Genomic DNA, 20653 nt, shown 5'->3' with positions numbered 1-20653 from the left:
GGCCCGCTCCACCGCTTCAGAACTGGTTGTTACTCTGCAGCTGCAGCAGCAACGATGTTGACCACGCGACGACCGCGGCGGGTGCCGAATTCAACGGCGCCCGGGGTCAGTGCGAACAGGGTGTCGTCCCCGCCACGGCCAACGCCGGCGCCGGGGTGGAAGTGCGTGCCACGCTGGCGGACGATGATCTCGCCTGCGGAAACTACCTGGCCGCCGAAGCGCTTGACGCCGAGGTACTGAGCGTTGGAATCGCGGCCGTTGCGAGTGGAGCTCGCGCCCTTTTTATGTGCCATCTGAAATGCCTGCCTCTAAATTCTGGGGAATCTGTTGAAATACCTGAACAGTAACCGGCGGTTACTTGATGCCGGTGATCTTGACCTTGGTCAGTTCCTGGCGGTGACCCTGGCGCTTCTTGTAGCCGGTCTTGTTCTTGAACTTCTGGATGACAATCTTAGGACCACGCAGGTCCTGGAGGATTTCAGCCGTAACAGTTACCTTGGCCAGGTCGGCGGCGGCGGAGGTGACCTTGTCACCATCAACCAGGAGCAGTGCGGGCAGCTCGATGGTGCTGCCGGCTCCACCGGCGACGCGGTTCAGGGTAACGAAGTCTCCAACGGAAACCTTCTCTTGGCGGCCGCCTGCGCGGACAATCGCGTACACCACTTGGGAACTCACTTCTCTCGACGTTTATTACAAAATTTGCGTGCGGAACCGACTCGGAAAAGCCGGGATTCTCGCTGTGCCTCAACGCCGTGGGGTCATAACCCAAGTGTTGGCGTAAGCACCGAAGATCCAGAATACGCTAAATCCATCTACGGCCGCAAATGAGGCTGGTTCCGGCGGCCCGGCTGTGGTAGTAACCACACCCAACAGGCAGCACCGCAACCGTGCTCCTCAATGATACCGGCGGCGCCGCCGGCACGGGTCAGGAATGCAGCCTCGGCGCGTCGAAGAATTCCACTTCCAGCCGGCAGGACTGCTTGAACGCGGTCACCATGGCCGCCCTCTCATGGTCGGAGGCCTTCAGGCCTGCTGCATCCACGATGGCGATGGCCCGGCGGGTGGCTGCGGCGAAGCCCTCGTCGGCGTAGGTCCGGAGCCAGGCTGCGTAGGCGTGGCCGTCCGGCTCCCCCGAGGCAAGGAACTGGGCGTGCAGCTTTTCACCGACCTCCGCGTAGAGCCAGAAACAGGGCAGGACTGCAGCGGCCAGGACTGCGTAGCTGCCCGACGCCGACGCTGCAGTGAGGTGATCCACGTAGGCCTTGGTGACCGGGCCAAGTCCGCCCTGGGCGGGGCGGGTGCTGAGCCAGGAGCGGTGCAGTTCCGACTCCACTTCGAGGCACTGCTGCGAGGATCCGGCCCAGAACAGCTGCTCGGCCTCGGAGGGGGCCAGGGCACTCGCCCGGGCAAGGACCCGGGAGTAGCCGTTCAGGTAAAGGGCATCCTGCGCCAGGTAGTAAGCGAAGTCCTTCTCGGCAAGGTCGCCGGAGGCCAGCCCGTGGATGAAATCCAAGGCGTAGATGTCCTCGAGGTCCTGCTGGGCTTCCGCCCACAGCCGTGCAGCGAAGCCGCCCTCGGCCAGTGCCGGCCGCACATGGTGGAAATGGTGCACCGGGCCGTTTCCCTGGCCCACCTCAAGCTGTTCCGAGTTTTCAAGGGCGCCGGCCAGCCATGGCTTGACCGTCCGGAGCGATGCCTCCCAGTCACCCAGGCGGGCCTGGACCGTGGCCATGGCGGAGGACAGGGAGCAGCCGGTGCCGTGGCTATTGCGGGTTGAGATGCGCTTGCCCTGCACCTCCACCACTTCCTGCGACAGGAGGCCGGCCGTGTTCACCAGCGCATCCGGGCAGTCGGCACCTGCAAGGTGGCCGCCCTTAACCAGCACGGTGGCCCCGGTGGCACCCGCAAGGCGCCTCCCCTGGTCCAGCGCGGCAGCCCAGCTCTGCGCAGGCTCCCCGCCCACCAGCATGGCAAGCTCCGGGAGGTTAGGGGTGATGAGGTGGGCCAGCGGGAGCAGTTCCCGGAGGGCAGCCTCCGCGGATTCCTTCAGCAGCCGGTCTCCGCTGGTGGCCACCATCACCGGGTCGAGGACCACGACGGCGGGACGCACCTTGGCCAGCCACCCGCGGACAGTGCGGATCACCGCTTCGTCCCCCAGCATGCCGATCTTGACGGCGTCGATGGAAATATCGTCGCTGACCGCATCCAGCTGCTCAGCCAGGAAGGCGGCGGGAGGAACATGGACGGACTGCACACCTCGGGTGTTCTGTGCCGTCAGGGCGGTGATGGCAGCCATGCCGTATCCGCCGTGGGCGGCAATGCTTTTAAGGTCGGCCTGGATACCTGCGCCCCCTGAGGGGTCGGAGCCCGCAATGGAGAGGACGCGCGGGACGTCCCGGCCTGCCGGCAACGTGGCGGGCACCTCGGGGGCAACTGACAGGGGCATGGAAAGGGTCGAAGACAAGAGACATCCCTTCGCCGGTACTAGCCGGACAGGTTCAACGGGTCTGGATCTCAGCCGGCCTTCTGCGCGGCACCCCGTGTCGGTTTCCACCCTAGCCCGTAGGCCGCGTCCGGCGGAAAGGATGACACCGCCCGGGCATGTGGAAAGTCCCCGCCCTGTGGACAGTTCCCCCTCGAATTCTCGGGGGAACTGTCCACAAAGCGGGGACTGCTGGTTAGCCTGCCTGGTCTAGAGCTCCGAGGCGGGCACGCCCACGCCGAGGATGATGGGTTCCTCGGCCGCCTTGCCCGGTTCCGGCTGGTTCTTCGCCGGCTCGGGGGCCTTGGCTGCGTGCGAGTGCCCGGTGCCTGCCGCCTGGACGTTCTCGTGGTGCTGGACGGCGGTCTCGTTGGCGGCTCCCTGGGCACGGCTGGCGCCGCGGTGGCGCCGCGGCCGGCGTTGCCGGGACTGCTCCAGCGTGTGGTCCGAGTAGTCCTTTTCGGCCGGAGCTTCAGCTGCGACGGCGGCACGGGCTTCCGCTTCCCCGCCGTCAGGCTGCCGTTCCGGGGCGACCGGTTCCGCTGCCTGCACCGCTTCTGCCGTCTTGGCAGGCGCGTTCTCCACCGGAGAAGCGGGCTGACCGAGGTGGGCAAACGCTTCGGCGAGCCGGTCCAGGGTCAGGGCAGGCTTGGGATGCTGTTCCCCGGCGTGCTCCACGAACGGAAGCGGGACTTCCTCGCCCCCGAACGTCAGGACAGCTGCGGGACGTGCCGGGGCATCGGCGTCGTGCTCCTCTTCAACGGGTGCCGGCGCAGGCTCCACGGAAGGCACCTGCCGGGCCGCTGCCACTTCATCGTCATGCAGGTGGGCTGCATGGGCGGCGGCGGCGATGTTCGCCAGTGCAAGCCTGGTGGCCTCTGCCTTGGCGTGCCGCTCGGCGTCGGCGGGGTCCGGCTGGACGGTGTGGACGTGGACGGCAGGTGCCGGGGCAGCTTCGGGCTGCTGCCCGCCGCGTCCCCGCCGCCGCTTGCGTTCGGACCTGACGCCGGGCTGGGCATTGTCGTTCCGCTGCCCTTCCGGACGGGCTTCCGCGCGGGGTTCGGGCCGGGTGTCGGCGCGCTGAACGTGGTGCTCGGCGGCCACGATATTGGCGCGGCGGTGCTCCACGGGATCGTCGTGGGTCACCACGCCGCGTCCGGCGCAGGCCTCGCACTGCTCGCCGAATACTTCCAGCAGGCCGGTTCCCATGCGCTTGCGGGTCATCTGGACCAGGCCCAGTGAGGTCACTTCGGCAACCTGGTGCTTGGTCCGGTCACGGCCCAGGCACTCCACCAGGCGGCGCAGGACCAGGTCGCGGTTGGATTCGAGCACCATGTCGATGAAGTCGATCACGATGATCCCGCCAATATCGCGCAGCCTCAGCTGGCGCACCACTTCCTCGGCGGCTTCGAGGTTGTTCTTGGTGACGGTTTCCTCGAGGTTGCCGCCGCTGCCGGTGAACTTGCCCGTGTTGACGTCCACTACGGTCATCGCCTCGGTACGGTCGATCACCAGCGAACCGCCGGAGGGGAGGAAGACCTTCCGCTCAAGGGCCTTGTGGATCTGCTCGTCGATGCGCCACGCGGAGAAGATGTCCTGGTCCTTGGTCCACTTCTCAAGGCGGCCCACAAGGTCCGGTGCCACGTAGGTGACGTAGGCTTCGATGGTGTCCCAGGCTTCCTCGCCGGACACGATGAGCTTGGAGAAGTCCTCGTTGAAGACGTCGCGGACCACCTTGATGGTGAGATCGGGTTCACCGTAGAGCAGCTCGGGAGCCAGGATCTTGGTGGACGCGGACTGGCTTTCGATGCCCTCCCATTGGGCGCGGAGCCGGTTGATGTCGTGCGTCAGCTCTTCCTCGGAAGCGCCCTCCGCAGCGGTGCGGACGATAACGCCGGCGTGCTCGGGCAGGCGGTCCTTGAGGATGCGCTTGAGCCGGTTGCGTTCGACGTCGGGCAGCTTGCGGGAGATGCCGGTCATGGAACCGCCGGGGACGTACACCAGGTAACGGCCGGGCAGCGAGATCTGGCTGGTGAGGCGGGCGCCCTTGTGGCCCACGGGGTCCTTGGTCACCTGGACCAGGACGGTGTCACCGGATTTCAGCGCGTTTTCGATGCGGCGCTGCTTCCCCTCGAGGTTGACCGCTTCCCAGTTGACCTCGCCGGCGTACAGGACGGCGTTGCGGCCGCGCCCGATGTCAACGAACGCGGCTTCCATGGACGGCAGCACGTTCTGGACCTTGCCCAGGTACACGTTGCCGATCAGCGAATCCTGCTGGGTCTTGGACACGAAGTGCTCGGCCAGGACGCCGTCCTCGAGGACGGCGATCTGGATTCTGTCGTCCCGCTGGCGGACGATCATCTGCCGGTCGACGGACTCACGGCGCGCCAGGAACTCAGCCTCGGTAATGACGGTGCGGCGGCGGCCGGTATCGCGGGATTCGCGGCGGCGCTGCTTCTTTGCCTCCAGGCGGGTGGAACCCTTAACGCTGGTCACGCGGTTGCTCACGGGTGCTTCAGTGACGGCGCGCGGCGCACGGACCCTGGTCACCGTGTTGGGCGGATCATCATCCCCGCCGCCCGTGAGCTCTAGGTCCTGGTCTCCGCGGCGGCGACGACGGCGGCGGCGGGAGGTCACGCCGTCCTCCAGCTGGCCGGTGGCGTCCTCATCGGCTTCGTCCTCGGCGTCAGCTTCGGCGCTGCCGTCCTCGTTGTCCTCTTCGGTCCTGTCGCCGGTGCGGCTGCGGCCCCTCCGGCCACGGCTGCGGCGCCGGCGGCGGCTGGCCGAATCCTCGCCGTCTTCGGTTTCCTCCTCGTCAGGCTCCTCGGCGACGGGGGCGGCAGGCCGGACAACAGTAGTGAGGTCCGGTGCCTGGAAGAGCACTGATGTGGGGGACGCGGGTTCCAGGAAGAGGGAGCCGAAGGGGCTGGCCGCTGTGGCGGGCTCCCCGTCCTTCGTTCCTGGGGCTTCGGGGGCCTGTGCCTGCGTTGCGGACTCAGCTGGAGCGGCGGCTTCGGGTGTAACGGCGGGCTCCTGGGCGGCGGAGGCTTCCGGTGCACCTGCAGGTTCCTGTGTTGCCGGTTCCTGCGCCTGCTCCGCGCCCTGCGCTGCGGCATCGACCGCTGTGGCCTCGGGCACCACCGGTTCCGCCACAACTGATTCGGGCTCGACTGGTTCCGGCGCCACTTCAGCGGTAACAGCGGAATCCGCTTCGGATGCGGAGACCGGGGATGCAGCCTTGCGGGTGGCTACCCGACGACGGCGAACGGGCTTGGTTTCGGAATCTGCCGTGGTGTCCGGGGCAGGAACGGCGGCGGTGATTTCAGCAGCCGCGTCCGATGCAGTGGCAGGGGCAACCTGCTCCGCCTCAGCAGCGAAGGCGGGCAGCGGTTCCGTTGCGTCCGCTTTCTTCCGCGCCCGGGTGCGCCGCGCGGGAGCCTTGGGCGCTGTGGCGGTTTCTTCCGTGATGGCTTCGTCAGTGGCGGTTCCTCCAGTTGCCGTTCCTCCAGCCGGGGCGTCTCCGCCGAGGTTGGAGCCTGCAGCGTCCGGAGCGGTGGTTACGGCATCCGCCGGGGCATCCCCGGTCCCGGGAGACGCTTTGCGGCGGGTTCTTGGAGCCCTCTTGCGTTCAGCAGCCCCGGCAACCGCTGCTTCATCGTTAACGGCCAGTTCCTGATCATTGTCCATATGTGGCAACACTCCTGCCCCTGACGTACCGCCACATCCGGCACCCATTGAGGCACATATTGTCAACACCCGCAGGCATTGACAGAAGTCAAGTGGATACTCCCAGGTTCGCACCGTCATTGGGGTGCGGCAGCCCGTGGGAGCCGGCGGATGTTCTGAAAACCCGTTGTTCTGCGTGCCACAACCAGGTGCCGCCCAATGGAGTGGCGGGTGTGCCGGAAGAATCCGAAGCCTGCCCTGCTCATCATTGGCGGTCTTGGGAACAAACCACCGGACCGGAGTCCGAATGTGGATCGGCTTCCAGCCACGTTCATTCTCTCATACCCGCGCGGGATCGCCGCGGAAGCGGGCGTTGGTCTTCCCATTGCTGTGTGGTGGCCCCAGCCGCCGGCGTTACAATCAGGCACAGGAGCACCGGACGAAAAGGACGCAACACCCATGCCCAGCATCTCCCCCGTCAGCGCCCATGAACAGCAACGGGCCACCGACCCGAAGGCCAGTGCCGCCGGAAGCATTCCGCGCATGGCCCGGAACCGGCCCTTTGGCTGGCTGCTGGTCATCACCGGAATCGTAGGCTGGCTTGCCTCCGGGACGCTCGTCCTGGAGAAGCTCGAAGTGCTGAAGGACCCGAACCACACCACCGTGTGCGATGTGAACCCCTGGATCTCCTGCGGCCAGGTGATGCAGACCTGGCAAAGCTCGCTGTTCGGCTTCCCCAACATGTTCATCGGCATCGTGGCCTTCGCCATCACCATAACGGTGGGGATGGCCCTGCTTTCCGGGGCGACCTTTGCCCGCTGGTACTGGCTGGGACTGCAGTTGGGGGTCACGCTCGGCTTCGCGTTCGTCGTCTGGCTGTGGTCCCAGGCCCTGTACGCCATCCACATCCTGTGCCCGTTCTGCATGATCGTTTGGGCGGCAATGATCCCGCTCTTCGTGTGGACCACCATCCGGAACATCTCGACCGGGGTTATTCCCATGCCCGCAGGGGCGGCCCGCGTCCTGGGTGATTCCGGTTGGATCATCACAGCGCTGCTGTATGTGGCCGTGATCGCCACCATCTTCTTCGCGTTCATCCAGGTCTTCGCAGGAACCTCGGGGTTCTAGGCCCACCGCTCCCCCAGTCCCCAGCGCCCCCTGCGCGAGATGACAGATAAGGCCAATGTTCACGAGGAACATTGGCCTTATCTGTCATCTCGCGGGGCTTTTAGCCTTCGCCGCAGCACCTGCACTTCACGGCAAGTGCGCCGGGCAAACCGTGATTACTGGAACCAGATCTTGATCTCGCGGTCCGCCGAATCCGTGGAGTCGGAGCCATGCACCAGGTTCTGCTGCACCTTCAGGCCCCAGTCCCGGCCGAAATCGCCGCGGATGGTGCCCGGAGCCGCCGTCGTGGGGTCCGTGGTGCCTGCCAGCGAACGGAAGCCTTCGATGACGCGGTGGCCTTCGAAGATGGCCGCCACCACGGGCCCGCTGAGCATGAATTCCACCAGGGGCTCGTAGAACGGCTTGCCCACGTGCTCCTCGTAGTGCTGCTCCAGCAGCTCGCGGGTGGCGTCGACCTTCTTCAGCTCAACAAGGCTGTAGCCCTTGGCTTCAACCCGGGCCAGGATGGCGCCGGTCAGGTTACGGGCGACGCCGTCGGGCTTGATCAGGACGAGGGTGCGCTCTGTAGTCACAACTGCTCCAATGCGTTGGTGGGGTTTCGGGACAAGTCTACGGGGACTGGCTTACGGGGATTGGGGCTGTGCGGGACCGGCAGCCTGGTCCGGGTGGGTGGCTTCCCATTCGGCCTGCTCGCGTTCGCGCTGCGCCGCTTCCCGGTCCAGCCGGATGCCAGTGCGGATCCCGTACCACCAGGCCACCGCAAAGAGCGCGCCCACCAGGAACATTGCGGGCTCGAAAATGCCGGTGAGGACCAGGACGAGCTGCAGGATCCAGCCGAGGCCAATGCCCCAGGGTTTGTTGAGGACTGCGCAGGCGAAGATCATGACCACACTGAGGGCAATGCCCACGCCGAGGATCAGGGCGGGCGGGAACTCCCCACGGCGCAACCCGAACACCACCAGGGTGGCAAAGAACATGACGAATGCTTCCAGGAGCAGCACCGTGGAGGCAAACATCACCTTGGTGGAGCGGCGCTTCTTCGGCATGCCGGGGCGCCATTCCCGCTGCGCTTTTGTGAGTCTCGCCATGGTCACGCCTCCGTTTTTCCGAGCAGGATCCGTGCCTCGGCCACCAGGGTGATCGATCCGGTGACCAGCACGGCCCCGGACAGGTCCTCGTTCGCTTCAGCCCGCTCCACCGCCCATTCAAGGGCGTCGTCCAGCTTCTCGGCGACATGGATGTTGTCCTCGCCGAAGCCCAGGTCGATGGCGAGTTCTGCCAGTTCGGCTGCCGGAACGGCCCGGGGTGAGTTGGACTGCGTGAAGCAGTATTCCTCGGCCACGCCCCCGAGGGATTCCTTGAGCCCGCGGAGGATCTCCTCCGCGTCCTTTTCCTTGAGCACGCCCACCACGGGAACCAGGCGCGTGAAGGTGAACGCCTCCTGCAGCGCCTCAGCGGAGGCTTTGATGCCGTCGGGGTTGTGGGCCGCGTCCACGATGATGGTGGGCGCGGTACGCACCACTTCCAGGCGGCCCGGTGATGTCACCGCGGCGAAGCCTTCCTGCAGGACCTCGAAGTCGAGTTCCTTCTCCCCGCCGAAGAACGCCTCCAGCGCGGCCACCGCCACGGCGGCGTTCTGTGCCTGGTGCGCGCCGTGCAGCGGCACCAGCAGGTCCGGGTAGCGGCCGGCTATGCCCTGGATGGTGACCATCTGCCCGCCAACGGCCACGGTCCGTGACTCGACGCCGAACTCCACGCCCTCGAAGCGGAACGGCACGCCCACTTCCTTGGCCTTCTCCAGCAGCACCTGGGCCGCGTCCAGGGGCTGCGCTGCACTGATGAGGTAGCCACCGGGCTTGATGATGCCGGCCTTTTCGTAGGCGATGTCCTCCGTGGTGTCACCCAGCAGGTCGGTGTGGTCCAGCGAAATCGGCGTCACCACGGACACCTGGCCGTCACCCACGTTGGTGGCATCGGTGATACCGCCCAGGCCTACCTCGATGATGGCCACGTTGACGGGCTGGTCGGCGAAGATGGCGAAGCCCAGGATGGTCAGGCACTCGAAGTAGGTGAGCCGCGGCTGGCCCTCAGCCTCCAGCTCCGAATCGACGATCTGCAGGTAGGGCCGGATTTCGTCCCAGATCCTGACGAACGTTTCGTCCGACACCGGGTGGCCGTCGATGCTGATCCGTTCGGTGACCTTGGACAGGTGCGGGCTGGTGTAGCGGCCGGTGCTCAGGCCGTGGGCGCGGAGTACGGATTCGATCATCCGCGAGGTGGACGTCTTGCCGTTGGTTCCGGTGACGTGGATGATCGGGTACGCCTTGTTGGGCTCGCCGAGTACGTCCATGGCGCGGAACAGCGGCGCCAGGCGGGGCTCCATCTTGTTTTCCGGCGCCCGGCCCAACAGTTCGGCATAGACGCTTTCCACGGAAAATTCGTCGGTCATGTCCTAGGCCTCCACTTTTTCAACCACGACGGCGGGTTCGGCCACGTCGGCCGGTTCAGCGGCGAGGTCCACTGTCAGCGTCTCTCCCTTGACCAGCTCAGCGTTGGCCAGCAGCGCATCCACCACGTTCTGCGCGGCAGTTACGGTGGTCCGGATCCGGTCGCTGACGTTGAGTCCGGCGTCCTTCCGGGCCTGCTGGATCGCGCGGACCGTGTCGCGCGCCAGGCCTTCGGCCTCCAGCTCGGGGGTGACTTCGGTGTTTAGGACGACAAACCCGCCGCCGGGCAACACGGCAACGGCCGCCGAACCGCCGTCGGATTCTGCCACCACTGTCTCCAGCGTGTACTCCTGGGGCTCCAGCTGCAGCCCACCCGCGGTGACTACACCGCCGTCGTCCACTGACCAGTCGCCGGACTTCGAACCCTTGATGGCTACCTGGACGTTCTTGCCCAGGCGCGGGCCGGCGGCACGGGCGTTAACCACCAGCTTCTGCTCGATGCCGAATTCCTCCGGGGAAGCCGTGGCGGCGTCCAGCAGGCGGACGGACCGGAGGTTGAGTTCATCGGCGACGACGGCGGCAAAGCCTTCCAGCGCGCCGGCGCCGGGTGCCACCACGGTGAGTTCCTGCAGCGGCAGGCGGACACGCAAATTTGCTGCCTTGCGGAGCGAGGACCCGGTGGAGCAGATCTGCTGGACCCGGTCCATGGCTTCCACCAGGGAGGGGTTGGCGGGGAAGAGGTCAGCGTCCGGCCAGTCGGCGAGGTGCACGGACCGGCCGCCGGTCAGGCCGCGCCAGATCTCCTCGGAGACCAGCGGCAGGAGGGACGCCGCGGCACGGGTGATGGTCTCCAGTGCGGTGAACAGTGCGTCGAACGCGTCCTGGTCCTCGTCGAAGAACCGTTGCCGGCTGCGGCGGACGTACCAGTTGGTGAGCATGTCCAGGTAGCTCCGCAGCGAGTCGCAGGCGCCGGAGATGTCATACGTGTCCAGCTGCGCGGTCATGCTGCGCACCAGGTCGCCGGTGTTGGCCAGCAGGTACTGGTCCAACGTGTCCCGGTAGCCCTCGTAGCGCAGTTTGGCGTCGTATCCCGCGGCAGTACCGTCAACTACGTTGGACGCGTTGGTGTACAGGGTGAAGAAGCTGTACACGTTCCACAGCGGCAGGATCACCTGGCGAACGCCGTCGCGGATGCCCTGTTCGGTGACGATCAGGTTGCCGCCGCGCAGGATGGGGCTGGACATGAGGAACCAGCGCATGGCGTCGGAGCCGTCGCGGTCCAGGACCTCGGACACGTCCGGGTAGTTGCGCAGGCTCTTGGACATCTTCTGGCCGTCGGAGCCCAGGACGATGCCGTGGCTGATGACGTTCCGGAACGCGGGCCGGTCGAACAGCGCCGTGGACAGGATGTGCAGCATGTAGAACCAGCCGCGGGTCTGCCCGATGTACTCGACGATGAAGTCGGCCGGGTTGTGGGTGTTGAACCAGGCCTCGTTCTCGAACGGGTAGTGGACCTGGCCGTACGGCATGGAGCCGGAGTCGAACCAGACGTCCAGGACGTCCTCCACGCGGCGCATCATGGACTGGCCCTCTTCGGGGGTGCGGGGGTCGTCCGGGTTGGGCCGGGTGAGCTCGTCAATGAACGGGCGGTGGAGGTCCACCTCGCCGTCCTTGTTCAGCGGCAGCCGGCCGAAGTCGGCTTCGATCTCCGCCAGGGATCCGTAGACGTCGGTGCGCGGGTACTCGGGGTCCGTGGACTGCCACACCGGGATGGGGCTGCCCCAGAAGCGGTTGCGGCTGATGGACCAGTCGCGGGCGTTTTCCAGCCACTTGCCGAACTGGCCGTCCTTGACGTTCCCGGGGATCCAGTTGATCTCCTGGTTCAGCTCGGACATCCGGTCCTTGAATTTGGTGACCTCCACGTACCAGGAGGAGACGGCGCGGTAGATCAGCGGGTTGCGGCAGCGCCAGCAGTGCGGGTAGCTGTGCTCGTAGCTGGCCTGGCGGACCAGCCGGCCCTGGGCACGGAGCACCTGGGTGATGGGCTTGTTGGCCTCGAAGACCTGCAGCCCCACGATGTCGTGGAGGGCGCCGTGCTTGAACAGCGGCAGGAACTTGGCGCCCTCGTCCACGGAGAGCACCACGGGGATGCCCGCCTCCTCGCAGACCTTCTGGTCGTCTTCACCGTAGGCAGGCGCCTGGTGCACGATGCCGGTTCCGTCCGTGGTGGTGACGTAGTCGGCCAATACGAAGCGCCAGGCGTTCTCCATGCCGTACTTCTCGTTGTCGGCGAAGTCGTCCCAGAGCCGCTGGTACTCCAGACCCTCCAGCTCGGCACCCGTGTGGGTGGACACGACCGCGGCTTCTGCATCCTCGAAGCTGTCGTAGCCCAGGTCCTTGGCGTAGCTGCCCAGCAGGTCCGCTGCCAGCAGGAAGCTTCCCGTGACGGGGGCGTCCGCAGAGGCCGCCTTGATGCCGTTGGGGCCGGCGGGCAGCACGGCGTAGGTGATGGAAGGGCCGACGGCGAGCGCGGCGTTGGTGGGCAGCGTCCAGGGGGTGGTGGTCCAGGCGAGGGCCTGCACGCCTGCCAGCTTCCGGGAGAGTTCCGATTCCCCCGCGAGGATGGGGAACGTGACGGTGACGGTCTGGTCCTGGCGGTTCTTGTAGACGTCGTCGTCCATGCGCAGTTCATGGTTGGACAGCGGCGTCTCATCCTTCCAGCAGTAGGGCAGCACCCGGTAGCCGTTGTACGTCAGGCCCTTGTCGTGCAGCTGCTTGAAGGCCCAGAGAACGGACTCCATGTACTCGACGTTGAGGGTCTTGTAGTCGTTGTCGAAGTCCACCCACCGGGCCTGGCGGGTGACGTAGCTGCGCCACTCGTCGGCGTACTTCATCACGGAGGCGCGGCAGGCGTCGTTGAACTTGTCGATGCCCATGGCTTCGATCTGGGTCTTGTCCGTCATCCCCAGTTGCTTCATGGCCTCAAGCTCGGCGGGCAGGCCGTGGGTGTCCCAGCCGAAGCGGCGTTCCACGCGCTTGCCGCGCTGGGTCTGGTAGCGGCCCACCAGGTCCTTGGCGTAGCCGGTGAGGAGGTGGCCGTAGTGCGGGAGGCCGTTGGCGAAGGGCGGGCCGTCGTAGAACACGAACTCGTTGCTGCCGGGCTCGCCGCCGGGGACATCGGCGCTGCGCTGGTCGATGCTGGCCTGGAAGGTGCCATCCTGGTCCCAGTATTTCAGGATGCGCTCTTCGATCTCCGGGAACTTCACGGAGGCGGAAACGCCGGCGCTGCCGTTGGAAGAGGGGCTGGAGGCTGAGGCCTTGGGGTAAAACGTCATGTTCGACATCCTGGGTTGAGCGCGGTGAACCCCGGCCGGGCCGGATGTTCCGTTCAGGATGCGAGGACGGCTGCCGCGCCATCTTTGAAAGACTGCACGCCCACCGCGGTACCACCTCACTTACCGGCGCTGCGTGTGTCCGTGAGGAACACCTGCTGCCCCGGCCTCTCATTACTGCTGTGACGGGCTTACCCGTCCGGTTCTACTGGCGCAGCCGCCCTGCAGGGGCGCGTTGCGCGTTCTTCCGGAAGCTCACCGGTGATTGCCGGGTCATCGCCCTATCGAGTCTACTATCGCCGCGGCGTCCTGTGCCATTCGGAGAGGAGCACCATTCAGGCAGTTGCGGGGCTGACGCGGGAATGCTGCATTGCCTAGACTCGCCTCATGACAGCTCCCGGCCGCTCCGCGGGGCACCGCCGTTTGGCCGCGGTCTCCAGATGGCTGTTTCTCCCTGCCGCCCTGCCGGTGGCAGTGGTGGCCACCCTCCGGTCAGTGCCCGTCGAGTGGCCCGTCCTTGGCGTCCAACTGGTGGCGTTCACGCCCTGGGCCGCGGTGCCCGCCGCCGCGGCCCTGCTCCTGGCCTTCCTGGGGCGGAGCCGGTGGCGGCAGGTCCTGGCCGTTTGCCTGGCCGGCTGCCAGGCATTCTGGCTTCTCCCCCTCGACGTCCGGGGACCTGCCGCGGAGGCGGCCGGCCACCCCGTCCCGCTTGTCGCCATGAGCATCAACGCCGAGCTGGGCCAGGCGGACGCCGTCGGCATCGTGGACCTGGTCCGTGAACAGCACGTGGAGCTGCTGGCGGTGGAGGAGTACACGCCGGAACTGGCGCAGCGGCTCGCGGCGGCGGGTCTGGGCACTTTGCTCCCCCACCGGGTGGCACATGCGCGGGCACGGGCCGCCGGCACGGCCATCTACTCTTCGCACCCGCTGGAGGACGCGGGAACGGTGCCGGGAACGCGGTTCGCCATGCCGATCTCCCGCCTCGACCTTAGCGGCAGCAGCGGGGGCAGCCTGCGGGTGGTGGCGGTCCACGCCCTGGCGCCGGTGGGTGACGCCGTCGCGCAGTGGCGCAGCGACCTGGCCGCCGTGGCCGGATCCGGCGGCGGTTCCGGTCCCCTGCTGCTCGCAGGGGACTTCAACGCGACCTGTGATCACCGGGAATTCCGGGCGCTGCTGGTCGGGACAACCGGCGGCCGCAGCCTGGTGGATGTTGCGGCCTCCCTGGGCAGGAGGCTGGTGCCCACCTGGCCCATGCGCGGCTACCGCCTGCCGGGGATCGCGCTGGACCATTTGGTGACCAGCCGCGACATTTCCGCCTCCGGGTACTCAGTCCACCGGATCGAGGGCACGGACCATGCCGCAGTGGTGGCCACCCTGAACATCCACGTGCCCTAGCCCTTCCTGATGAGCTTGTGCGTGGCCGCCTGCGCCACCGGCCGGATGACGATCTGGTCGAGGTTGACGTGGTGCGGGGCGCTGACGGCATACCGCACAACGTCGGCCACATCCTCTGCTGTCAGGGGTTTCTCCACGCCCCGGTACACCTTTTCAGCGGACTGCGCGTCTCCCAGGCGGTTGAGGGCGAACTCCTCTGTCTGCACCAGCCCCGGCGCCACCTCGATGACACGGACGTTGTACTCGGCTTCTTCGAGCCGCAGGGCGTTGGTCATGGCGTGCTGCCCGAACTTGGCAGCGTTGTAACCACCCCCGCCTTCGTACGCGTCCAGTCCCGCAGTAGAGGTGAGGTTCAGGACGGTGCCCTCGCCGGTGGCCCGCAGCATCGGAAGGAACGCACGGGTGAGCTTCAGTGTTCCAAGGACGTTGACCCGGAACATCCACTCCCAGTCCGCGGTGTTGGCGTCGCCTATCCTGTCCGCACCGCGGGCGCCGCCGGCGATGTTGATCAGCGTGTCGATACCGCCCGCCCCGGTGACCTCCGCCAGAAGCCGGGACACGTCGTCGTCCTCTGCAATGTCTGCAGGAATGGCGACAGCGCCCGTCGCTCGTTCCAGCGCCGCCAGGCGCTCGGCCCGGCGCGCCACGGCGAAGACAGTCCACCCGTCGGCGCGCAGCGCACGCACTGTTGCCTCTCCGATTCCGCTGCTCGCGCCGGTCACCAATGCTGCCTTTTTCTGCAAGTCCTCAGTCATGGCACCACCCTAGCGGGATCAGCCGGCGGGCCGTTCCTGGAGGTAATCCAGCAGGACACGGGCGTTGTTGGCTTCCGGGTTCTTGGCAGCGTAAAGGAGGGTGATCCGGGGGTGTGAGCGGGCCAGTTCCAGCAGCGTCTCCACGGCTGGGTTACCGTCCAGTTCACGCCGGTAGCGTTCGCTGAAGTCCGCAAACCGCTCCGGGCGGTGGTTGAACTCCTTGCGCAACTCCGTGGAGGGTGCCACGTCCTTGAGCCAAAGGTCGACGGCGGCGTTTTCCTTGGGCATCCCCCGCGCCCACAGCCGGTCCACCAGCACCCGGAAGCCGTCGTCGTCCGCCGGTGGCTCGTAGATGCGCTTCACGCCAAAGGCGGCCCGAAACTCTCCCATGGGCCGTATGCTATCCCGGTCCGCGTCCGCCTGCCCGGGATGGGTTGGGCGGGATGGAAGCAGGCATGAAAGAATTGCCCAATGGCTGAAGACACGCAGGGTACAGACACGCCCACCACCGCCCCCATCAACGTTCCGGATAAGCCGGCCCTCGAGGGCCTCGAAGCCGCGCTGACCCAGCGCTGGCTGGCCGAGGGAACCTACAAGTTCAACCCCGACACCACCCGGGAGCAGGTCTACTCGATCGACACTCCCCCGCCCACCGCGTCGGGATCCCTGCATGTGGGGCACATGTTCTCCTTCACCCAGACGGACGTCCAGGCGCGCTACATGCGCATGACCGGCAAGAACGTCTTCTACCCCATGGGCTGGGACGACAACGGCCTGCCCACCGAGCGCCGTGTCCAGAACTACTACGGTGTCCGCTGCGATCCCGCCATCCCGTACAACGCCGGCTACCGTCCCCCGGCGCAGCCTGCCAAGAACCAGCGCGATTTCGACGTCGTCTCGCGGCAGAACTTCATCGAACTCTGCGAGGAACTGGCGGTCGAGGACGAGAAGGTCTTCGAGAACCTGTTCCAGACCCTGGGCCTGTCCGTCGACTGGGACCTGACCTACCGCACCATCGATGACACTTCCCGCGCGGTGTCCCAGCGCGCCTTCCTGGCCAACCTGGCCGCCGGAGACGCCTACATGGCCGAGGCTCCCACGCTGTGGGACGTCACGTTCCGTACCGCCGTGGCCCAGGCCGAGCTTGAGGACCGCGAAGTTCCCGGCGCTTACTACCGGTATCCCTTCTTTGCAGAAGACGGCACCAAGGTGTTCATCGAGACCACGCGTCCGGAGCTGCTGGCCGCCTGCGCCGCCCTGGTGGCAAATCCCGACGACGAGCGGTACCAGCCGCTGTTCGGCAAGACCGTGAAGTCCCCGCTGTTCGACGTTGAGCTCGAGGTCAAGGCCCACCCGCTGGCAAAGGCGGACAAGGGTTCGGGCATCGCCATGGTCTGCACCTTCGGTGACCTGACCGACGTCACCTGGTGGCGCGAACTGCAGCTCCCCACCCGCGCCATCATGGGCCGCGACGGCCGCATCATCGCCGAAAACCCCGAGTGGATCACCACCGACGCCGGCAAGGAGGCGTACGCCGCCATCGCCGGCAAGACCGCTTTCTCCGCGAAGGAAGCCGTGGTGGAACTGCTCAAGGAAGCAGACCTGCTGGACGGCGAACCGAAGAAGATCACCCACCCGGTGAACTTCTTCGAAAAGGGCGACAAGCCCCTGGAAGTGGTCACCTCACGCCAGTGGTACATCCGCAACGGCGGCCGCGACGAGGACCGCCGGGAACGCCTGATCGGCCGGGGCAAGGACATCGACTTCCACCCGTCCTTCATGCGCTCACGCTATGAAAACTGGATCGCCGGCCTGAACGGTGACTGGCTGGTCTCCCGCCAGCGGTTCTTCGGCGTCCCCATCCCCGTCTGGTACCCCCTCGACGCACAGGGAAACCCGGACTACGACAACCCCATCCTGCCCTCGGATGAGCTGCTCCCCGTGGACCCGGCCGCTGACGCAGCTCCCGGCTTCGACGAGGCGCAGCGGGACCAGCCCAACGGCTTCACCGGTGATGCGGACGTCCTTGACACCTGGGCAACGTCGTCCCTGACGCCCCAGATCGTGGGCGGCTGGAGCCGGAACGAGGACCTGTTCGGCAAGGTGTACCCGTTCGACCTGCGCCCGCAGGGCCACGACATCATCCGCACCTGGCTGTTCTCCTCGGTGGTCCGCGCCGACGCCCTCCAGAAGAACGCCCCCTGGAAGCACGCGGCCATCTCCGGCTGGATCCTGGACCCGGACCGCAAGAAGATGTCCAAGTCCAAGGGCAACGTGGTGGTGCCCACGGACGTCCTGAACGAGTACGGTTCGGACGCCGTCCGCTACTGGGCCGCCTCGGCACGGCTGGGCGCAGACACGGCCTACGAGATCGCGCAGATGAAGATCGGCCGCCGCCTGGCCATCAAGCTCCTGAACGCCTCCAAGTTCGTGCTGAACCTGGGCGCCACCGAGAACTCGGTGCTGTCTGGCGACCTTTCCGTCCTGGCGAACCCCCTGGACCGGGCGCTGCTGGCCCAGCTGGCCGAGGTCGTGGCACAGTCCACCAAGGCATTCGACAACTACGACTACGCCCGCGCCCTGCAGCTCACGGAATCGTTCTTCTGGCAGTTCACGGACGACTACGTTGAGCTGATCAAGGACCGTGCGTACGGGGCGGCCGGCGAATCCGAGCAGGCCTCCGTGCTGGCCGCGCTGGCCACAACGCTGGACACCCTGCTGCGGCTCTTCGCCCCGTTCCTGCCCTTCGCCACCGAGGAGGTATGGAGCTGGTGGCGCAACGGGTCCGTGCACCGCGCCCAATGGCCTGCCGCACTGGAAATCCCCGGCGGCGACACCACCATGCTGGCAACCGTGGGCGTGGCCCTCAGCGGTGTCCGCAAGGCCAAGTCCGAGGCCAAGGTCAAGCAGCGCACGGAAGTGCTGTCCGCAACCATCACCGCCCCGGAAGCGCTCACCGCACAGCTGCAGGCAGGGCTGGCTGACTTGAAGGCCGCGTCCAATGCCCGGGAGATCACCCTGGCTGTCGGCGACGGCGACCTCACGGTCTCCGACGTTGCCCTGGCACCGAGCGACGAGCCCGCCAAGGCCTGACAGCAGACCGGATCCGCATCAGCCTGATTCCAGGCAAAAGGGGAAGCCCCATCAGCGTGTTGCCGTTGGTGGGGCTTCGACTTTTTCGGCCATCCGGTGACGTGCTCTGATGGTCTGGCAGGATCCTCTGATATTCAGGTCTTACTACCCCGTCACTGGTAGCTTGCATTCAACTTTGCCGATGGCTGCGTCAACTTACATATCACTGAATCTTTGGTTCCTGCGTCCCCTTCTTTCGAAGTGGTAGGAACTATTGTTCTCCTGCGCCGGACCACGTGCAAGGGCCCCGGGATAACTACATTCAGGTAGTTCTCCCGGGGCCCTTTCAGCGTGCTGCAGCCTGGCGTTTAGTTGAATTCCGGGCTCTCCGTGCGGCTGCGCTTCAACTCGAAGAAGTGCGGGTAGGCAGCGATGGCCGTGGTGGCATCCCAGATCCTGCCGGCTTCCTCACCGCGGGGAATACGGGTGAGGACGGGCCCGAAAAACGCTGTTCCGTTGAAGGCAACCACAGGGGTTCCAACGTCCTGCCCCACCAGCGAGATGCCTTCCTCATGGCTGGCCCTGAGTTGGCCGTCGTAAGCGTCAGTGGTGGCAGCATCCGCCAAGGAGGCGGGGAGGCCGCACTCCGCCAGGGCCTTGGTGATGACCTCGGCACGGTTTTTTTCGCCGTGGTTGTGGATCAACGTTCCCATGGCGTCGTACAGCGGCTTGATGACCTGCGGCCCGTGCTCTTCCCGGGCGGCGATGATCACGCGGACCATGCCCCAGGCGTTGTCCATCGATTCACGGTAGCCGGGGTTCAGGTCACGTCCCTCATTCAGGACAGCGAGGCTCATGACGTGCCATTCCGTCTCGATGTCCCGGACGGCTTCGACTTCTCCGATCCAGCGGGAAGTGACCCATGCGAACGGGCACAGGGGGTCGAACCAGAAATCGGCTTTGTTCTTTGCAGGTGAAGTCACAGAGGTCCTCTCGGTCAGGCAGACTTGCGGCGCTTGGCCACGTGCGGAATCATGGTGGGCTCGGCGCCCCGCAGAACCACGTCCTCGGTGATCACCACGCTGGCCACGTCCTCGCGGCTGGGAAGATCGAACATCACGGGAAGCAGGACTTCCTCGAGGATGGCGCGCAGACCGCGGGCGCCGGTGCCCCGTTCCAGGGCCTGTTCGGCAATGGCGTCCAGGGCGGCGTCGTCGAACACCAGTTCCACGCCGTCGATCTGGAACATCTTCTGGTACTGCTTCACCAAGGCGTTCTTGGGGGTGGAAAGGATCTGGATCAGGGCGTCGCGGTCCAGGTTGGACACCGTGGTGATCACGGGGAGCCTGCCGATGAATTCCGGGATCAGGCCGAACTTCAGCAGGTCCTCCGGCATGACCTCACCGTAGGAGTCCACCTTCTTGCTGGCCTCGTTGAGCGGAGCACCGAAACCGATGCCCTTGCGCCCGGAGCGGGAGCCGATAATCTCCTCCAGGCCCGCGAAGGCACCGGCGACGATGAACAGGACGTTGGTGGTGTCGATCTGGATGAATTCCTGATGCGGGTGCTTCCGCCCGCCCTGCGGCGGCACCGACGCCACGGTCCCTTCGAGGATCTTCAGGAGTGCCTGCTGCACCCCCTCGCCGGATACGTCACGGGTGATGGAGGGGTTCTCGCTCTTGCGGGAGATCTTGTCAATCTCGTCGATGTAGATGATGCCCTGTTCGGCCTTCTTGACGTCGTAGTCAGCGGCCTGGATGAGCTTGAGGAGGATGTTCTCCACGTCTTCGCCCACGTACCCGGCCTCGGTCAGGGCGGTAGCGTCCGCGACGGCGAACGGGACGTTCAGCCGGCGGGCGAGGGTCTGGGCAAGGTAGGTCTTGCCGCAGCCCGTGGGGCCGATCAGGAGGATGTTCGACTTGGCGATCTCGACGTCGTCGTGGTGGCCGCCGTCCCCCAGGTTTCCGGACTTTGGCGCATGGCCGGCCTGGATCCGCTTGTAGTGGTTGTAGACCGCGACGGCGAGGGAGCGCTTGGCGGGCTCCTGGCCGATGACGTATTCCTGCAGGAAGTCGAAGATTTCACGCGGCTTAGGCAGTTCAAAGCTGCCGAGGTCGGCGACCTCCGCAAGTTCCTCTTCGATGATTTCGTTGCACAACTCGATGCATTCATCGCAGATGTAGACACCGGGGCCGGCAATAAGCTTGCGCACCTGCTTCTGGCTCTTTCCGCAGAAAGAGCACTTCAGCAGATCCGTGCTCTCGCCAATCCGAGCCATATATGAACCCCTTAGTATCCTGCTGCCAGGCAGCCCTGCACCATTGCTGAAATGTATCCCGGCCGGCACGGCCCGGTTTGTGACAACATCCACTCTAG

The 20653-nt window shown here is 66.1% G+C and carries 15 protein-coding genes and 1 riboswitch; of the genes, 3 read left to right on the top strand and 12 right to left on the bottom strand.

Annotated features, from left to right (window positions below; all coding sequences use genetic code 11):
- Positions 1-29: 29 nt before the first annotated feature.
- The 4 genes from rpmA to ACR65J_RS07635 all read right to left on the bottom strand — a co-directional run bounded on the left by rpmA (position 30) and on the right by ACR65J_RS07635 (position 6169).
- The gene (gene rpmA / locus ACR65J_RS07650; protein WP_009372867.1) at positions 30-293 is read right to left on the bottom strand and encodes a 50S ribosomal protein L27; all 264 of its coding nucleotides are present in this window, start codon (positions 291-293) and stop codon (positions 30-32) included.
- Between the two features lie 61 nt (positions 294-354).
- Positions 355-663 (bottom strand): 50S ribosomal protein L21, encoded by a 309-nt coding sequence (rplU, locus tag ACR65J_RS07645; RefSeq protein ID WP_003803420.1) that lies wholly within the window; start codon positions 661-663, stop codon positions 355-357.
- Positions 664-925: 262 nt separating this feature from the next.
- Entirely contained in the window at positions 926-2446 is a 1521-nt protein-coding gene (thiD, locus tag ACR65J_RS07640; RefSeq protein WP_440167994.1) for a bifunctional hydroxymethylpyrimidine kinase/phosphomethylpyrimidine kinase, read from the bottom strand.
- Between the two features lie 7 nt (positions 2447-2453).
- Positions 2454-2551, bottom strand: a riboswitch (TPP riboswitch).
- A gap of 141 nt (positions 2552-2692) precedes the next feature.
- Positions 2693-6169 carry an Rne/Rng family ribonuclease gene (locus ACR65J_RS07635; protein ID WP_440167519.1) on the bottom strand — a complete coding sequence of 1159 codons (3477 nt, stop codon included), beginning with the start codon at positions 6167-6169 and terminating at the stop codon, positions 2693-2695.
- A 438-nt stretch (positions 6170-6607) separates the two neighbouring features.
- Between ACR65J_RS07635 and ACR65J_RS07630 the strand changes: the two genes are divergently transcribed.
- Complete coding sequence (locus tag ACR65J_RS07630) at positions 6608-7276, top strand: vitamin K epoxide reductase family protein (RefSeq protein WP_440167517.1); 669 nt, start codon at positions 6608-6610, stop codon at positions 7274-7276.
- Positions 7277-7431: 155 nt separating this feature from the next.
- Here ACR65J_RS07630 and ndk read toward each other — a convergent pair whose 3' ends face one another.
- From ndk to ileS, 4 genes are read right to left on the bottom strand one after another with little or no spacing between them, the layout of a single operon-like run.
- Entirely contained in the window at positions 7432-7848 is a 417-nt protein-coding gene (gene ndk, locus ACR65J_RS07625; protein ID WP_440167516.1) for a nucleoside-diphosphate kinase, read from the bottom strand.
- Between the two features lie 51 nt (positions 7849-7899).
- Positions 7900-8364 (bottom strand): DUF4233 domain-containing protein, encoded by a 465-nt coding sequence (locus ACR65J_RS07620; RefSeq protein ID WP_440167514.1) that lies wholly within the window; start codon positions 8362-8364, stop codon positions 7900-7902.
- Positions 8365-8366: 2 nt separating this feature from the next.
- A complete protein-coding gene (locus ACR65J_RS07615) occupies positions 8367-9725 on the bottom strand; it encodes a bifunctional folylpolyglutamate synthase/dihydrofolate synthase (protein ID WP_440167512.1) in 1359 nt (452 codons plus the stop codon).
- Between the two features lie 3 nt (positions 9726-9728).
- Positions 9729-13058: an isoleucine--tRNA ligase gene (gene ileS / locus ACR65J_RS07610; RefSeq protein ID WP_440167510.1), complete on the bottom strand. Its 3330-nt coding sequence runs from the start codon at positions 13056-13058 to the stop codon at positions 9729-9731.
- Between the two features lie 384 nt (positions 13059-13442).
- On the opposite strand from ileS, the gene ACR65J_RS07605 reads away from it, so the two are divergent.
- Positions 13443-14450, top strand: a complete 1008-nt coding sequence (locus tag ACR65J_RS07605) for an endonuclease/exonuclease/phosphatase family protein (RefSeq protein ID WP_440167508.1) — start codon at positions 13443-13445, stop codon at positions 14448-14450.
- On the opposite strand, the gene ACR65J_RS07600 is transcribed toward ACR65J_RS07605, so the two are convergent.
- Both ACR65J_RS07600 and ACR65J_RS07595 read right to left on the bottom strand, forming a co-directional pair.
- Positions 14447-15205 (bottom strand): SDR family oxidoreductase, encoded by a 759-nt coding sequence (locus ACR65J_RS07600; protein WP_440167507.1) that lies wholly within the window; start codon positions 15203-15205, stop codon positions 14447-14449. The two genes, ACR65J_RS07605 and ACR65J_RS07600, sit on opposite strands and share 4 nt — an antisense overlap.
- An 18-nt stretch (positions 15206-15223) precedes the next feature.
- A complete protein-coding gene (locus tag ACR65J_RS07595) occupies positions 15224-15595 on the bottom strand; it encodes a DUF488 domain-containing protein (RefSeq protein WP_440167506.1) in 372 nt (123 codons plus the stop codon).
- An 81-nt stretch (positions 15596-15676) separates the two neighbouring features.
- On the opposite strand from ACR65J_RS07595, the gene valS reads away from it, so the two are divergent.
- The gene (gene valS, locus ACR65J_RS07590) at positions 15677-18298 is read left to right on the top strand and encodes a valine--tRNA ligase (RefSeq protein ID WP_440167505.1); all 2622 of its coding nucleotides are present in this window, start codon (positions 15677-15679) and stop codon (positions 18296-18298) included.
- 347 nt (positions 18299-18645) lie between these two features.
- On the opposite strand, the gene ACR65J_RS07585 is transcribed toward valS, so the two are convergent.
- Together ACR65J_RS07585 and clpX are read right to left on the bottom strand one after the other, a co-directional pair.
- Positions 18646-19260 (bottom strand): mycothiol-dependent nitroreductase Rv2466c family protein, encoded by a 615-nt coding sequence (locus ACR65J_RS07585; RefSeq protein WP_440167503.1) that lies wholly within the window; start codon positions 19258-19260, stop codon positions 18646-18648.
- Between the two features lie 14 nt (positions 19261-19274).
- A complete protein-coding gene (gene clpX, locus ACR65J_RS07580) occupies positions 19275-20555 on the bottom strand; it encodes an ATP-dependent Clp protease ATP-binding subunit ClpX (RefSeq protein ID WP_440167501.1) in 1281 nt (426 codons plus the stop codon).
- Between the last annotated feature and the right edge of the window lie 98 nt (positions 20556-20653).

Source organism: Arthrobacter sp. SAFR-044 (assembly GCF_059414985.1).
The sequence above is the reverse complement of the archived record's forward strand: the minus strand, read 5'-3'. Positions and strand labels throughout refer to the sequence as shown.

Coding starts and splice junctions, on each gene's coding strand:
- rpmA (WP_009372867.1), bottom strand. CDS start 293: ATGGCACATAAAAAGGGCGCGAGCTCCACTCGCAACGGCCGCGATTCC.
- thiD (WP_440167994.1), bottom strand. CDS start 2,446: ATGCCCCTGTCAGTTGCCCCCGAGGTGCCCGCCACGTTGCCGGCAGGC.
- ACR65J_RS07635 (WP_440167519.1), bottom strand. CDS start 6,169: ATGGACAATGATCAGGAACTGGCCGTTAACGATGAAGCAGCGGTTGCC.
- ACR65J_RS07630 (WP_440167517.1), top strand. CDS start 6,608: ATGCCCAGCATCTCCCCCGTCAGCGCCCATGAACAGCAACGGGCCACC.
- ACR65J_RS07620 (WP_440167514.1), bottom strand. CDS start 8,364: ATGGCGAGACTCACAAAAGCGCAGCGGGAATGGCGCCCCGGCATGCCG.
- ACR65J_RS07615 (WP_440167512.1), bottom strand. CDS start 9,725: ATGACCGACGAATTTTCCGTGGAAAGCGTCTATGCCGAACTGTTGGGC.
- ileS (WP_440167510.1), bottom strand. CDS start 13,058: ATGACGTTTTACCCCAAGGCCTCAGCCTCCAGCCCCTCTTCCAACGGC.
- ACR65J_RS07605 (WP_440167508.1), top strand. CDS start 13,443: ATGACAGCTCCCGGCCGCTCCGCGGGGCACCGCCGTTTGGCCGCGGTC.
- ACR65J_RS07600 (WP_440167507.1), bottom strand. CDS start 15,205: ATGACTGAGGACTTGCAGAAAAAGGCAGCATTGGTGACCGGCGCGAGC.
- ACR65J_RS07595 (WP_440167506.1), bottom strand. CDS start 15,595: ATGGGAGAGTTTCGGGCCGCCTTTGGCGTGAAGCGCATCTACGAGCCA.
- valS (WP_440167505.1), top strand. CDS start 15,677: ATGGCTGAAGACACGCAGGGTACAGACACGCCCACCACCGCCCCCATC.
- clpX (WP_440167501.1), bottom strand. CDS start 20,555: ATGGCTCGGATTGGCGAGAGCACGGATCTGCTGAAGTGCTCTTTCTGC.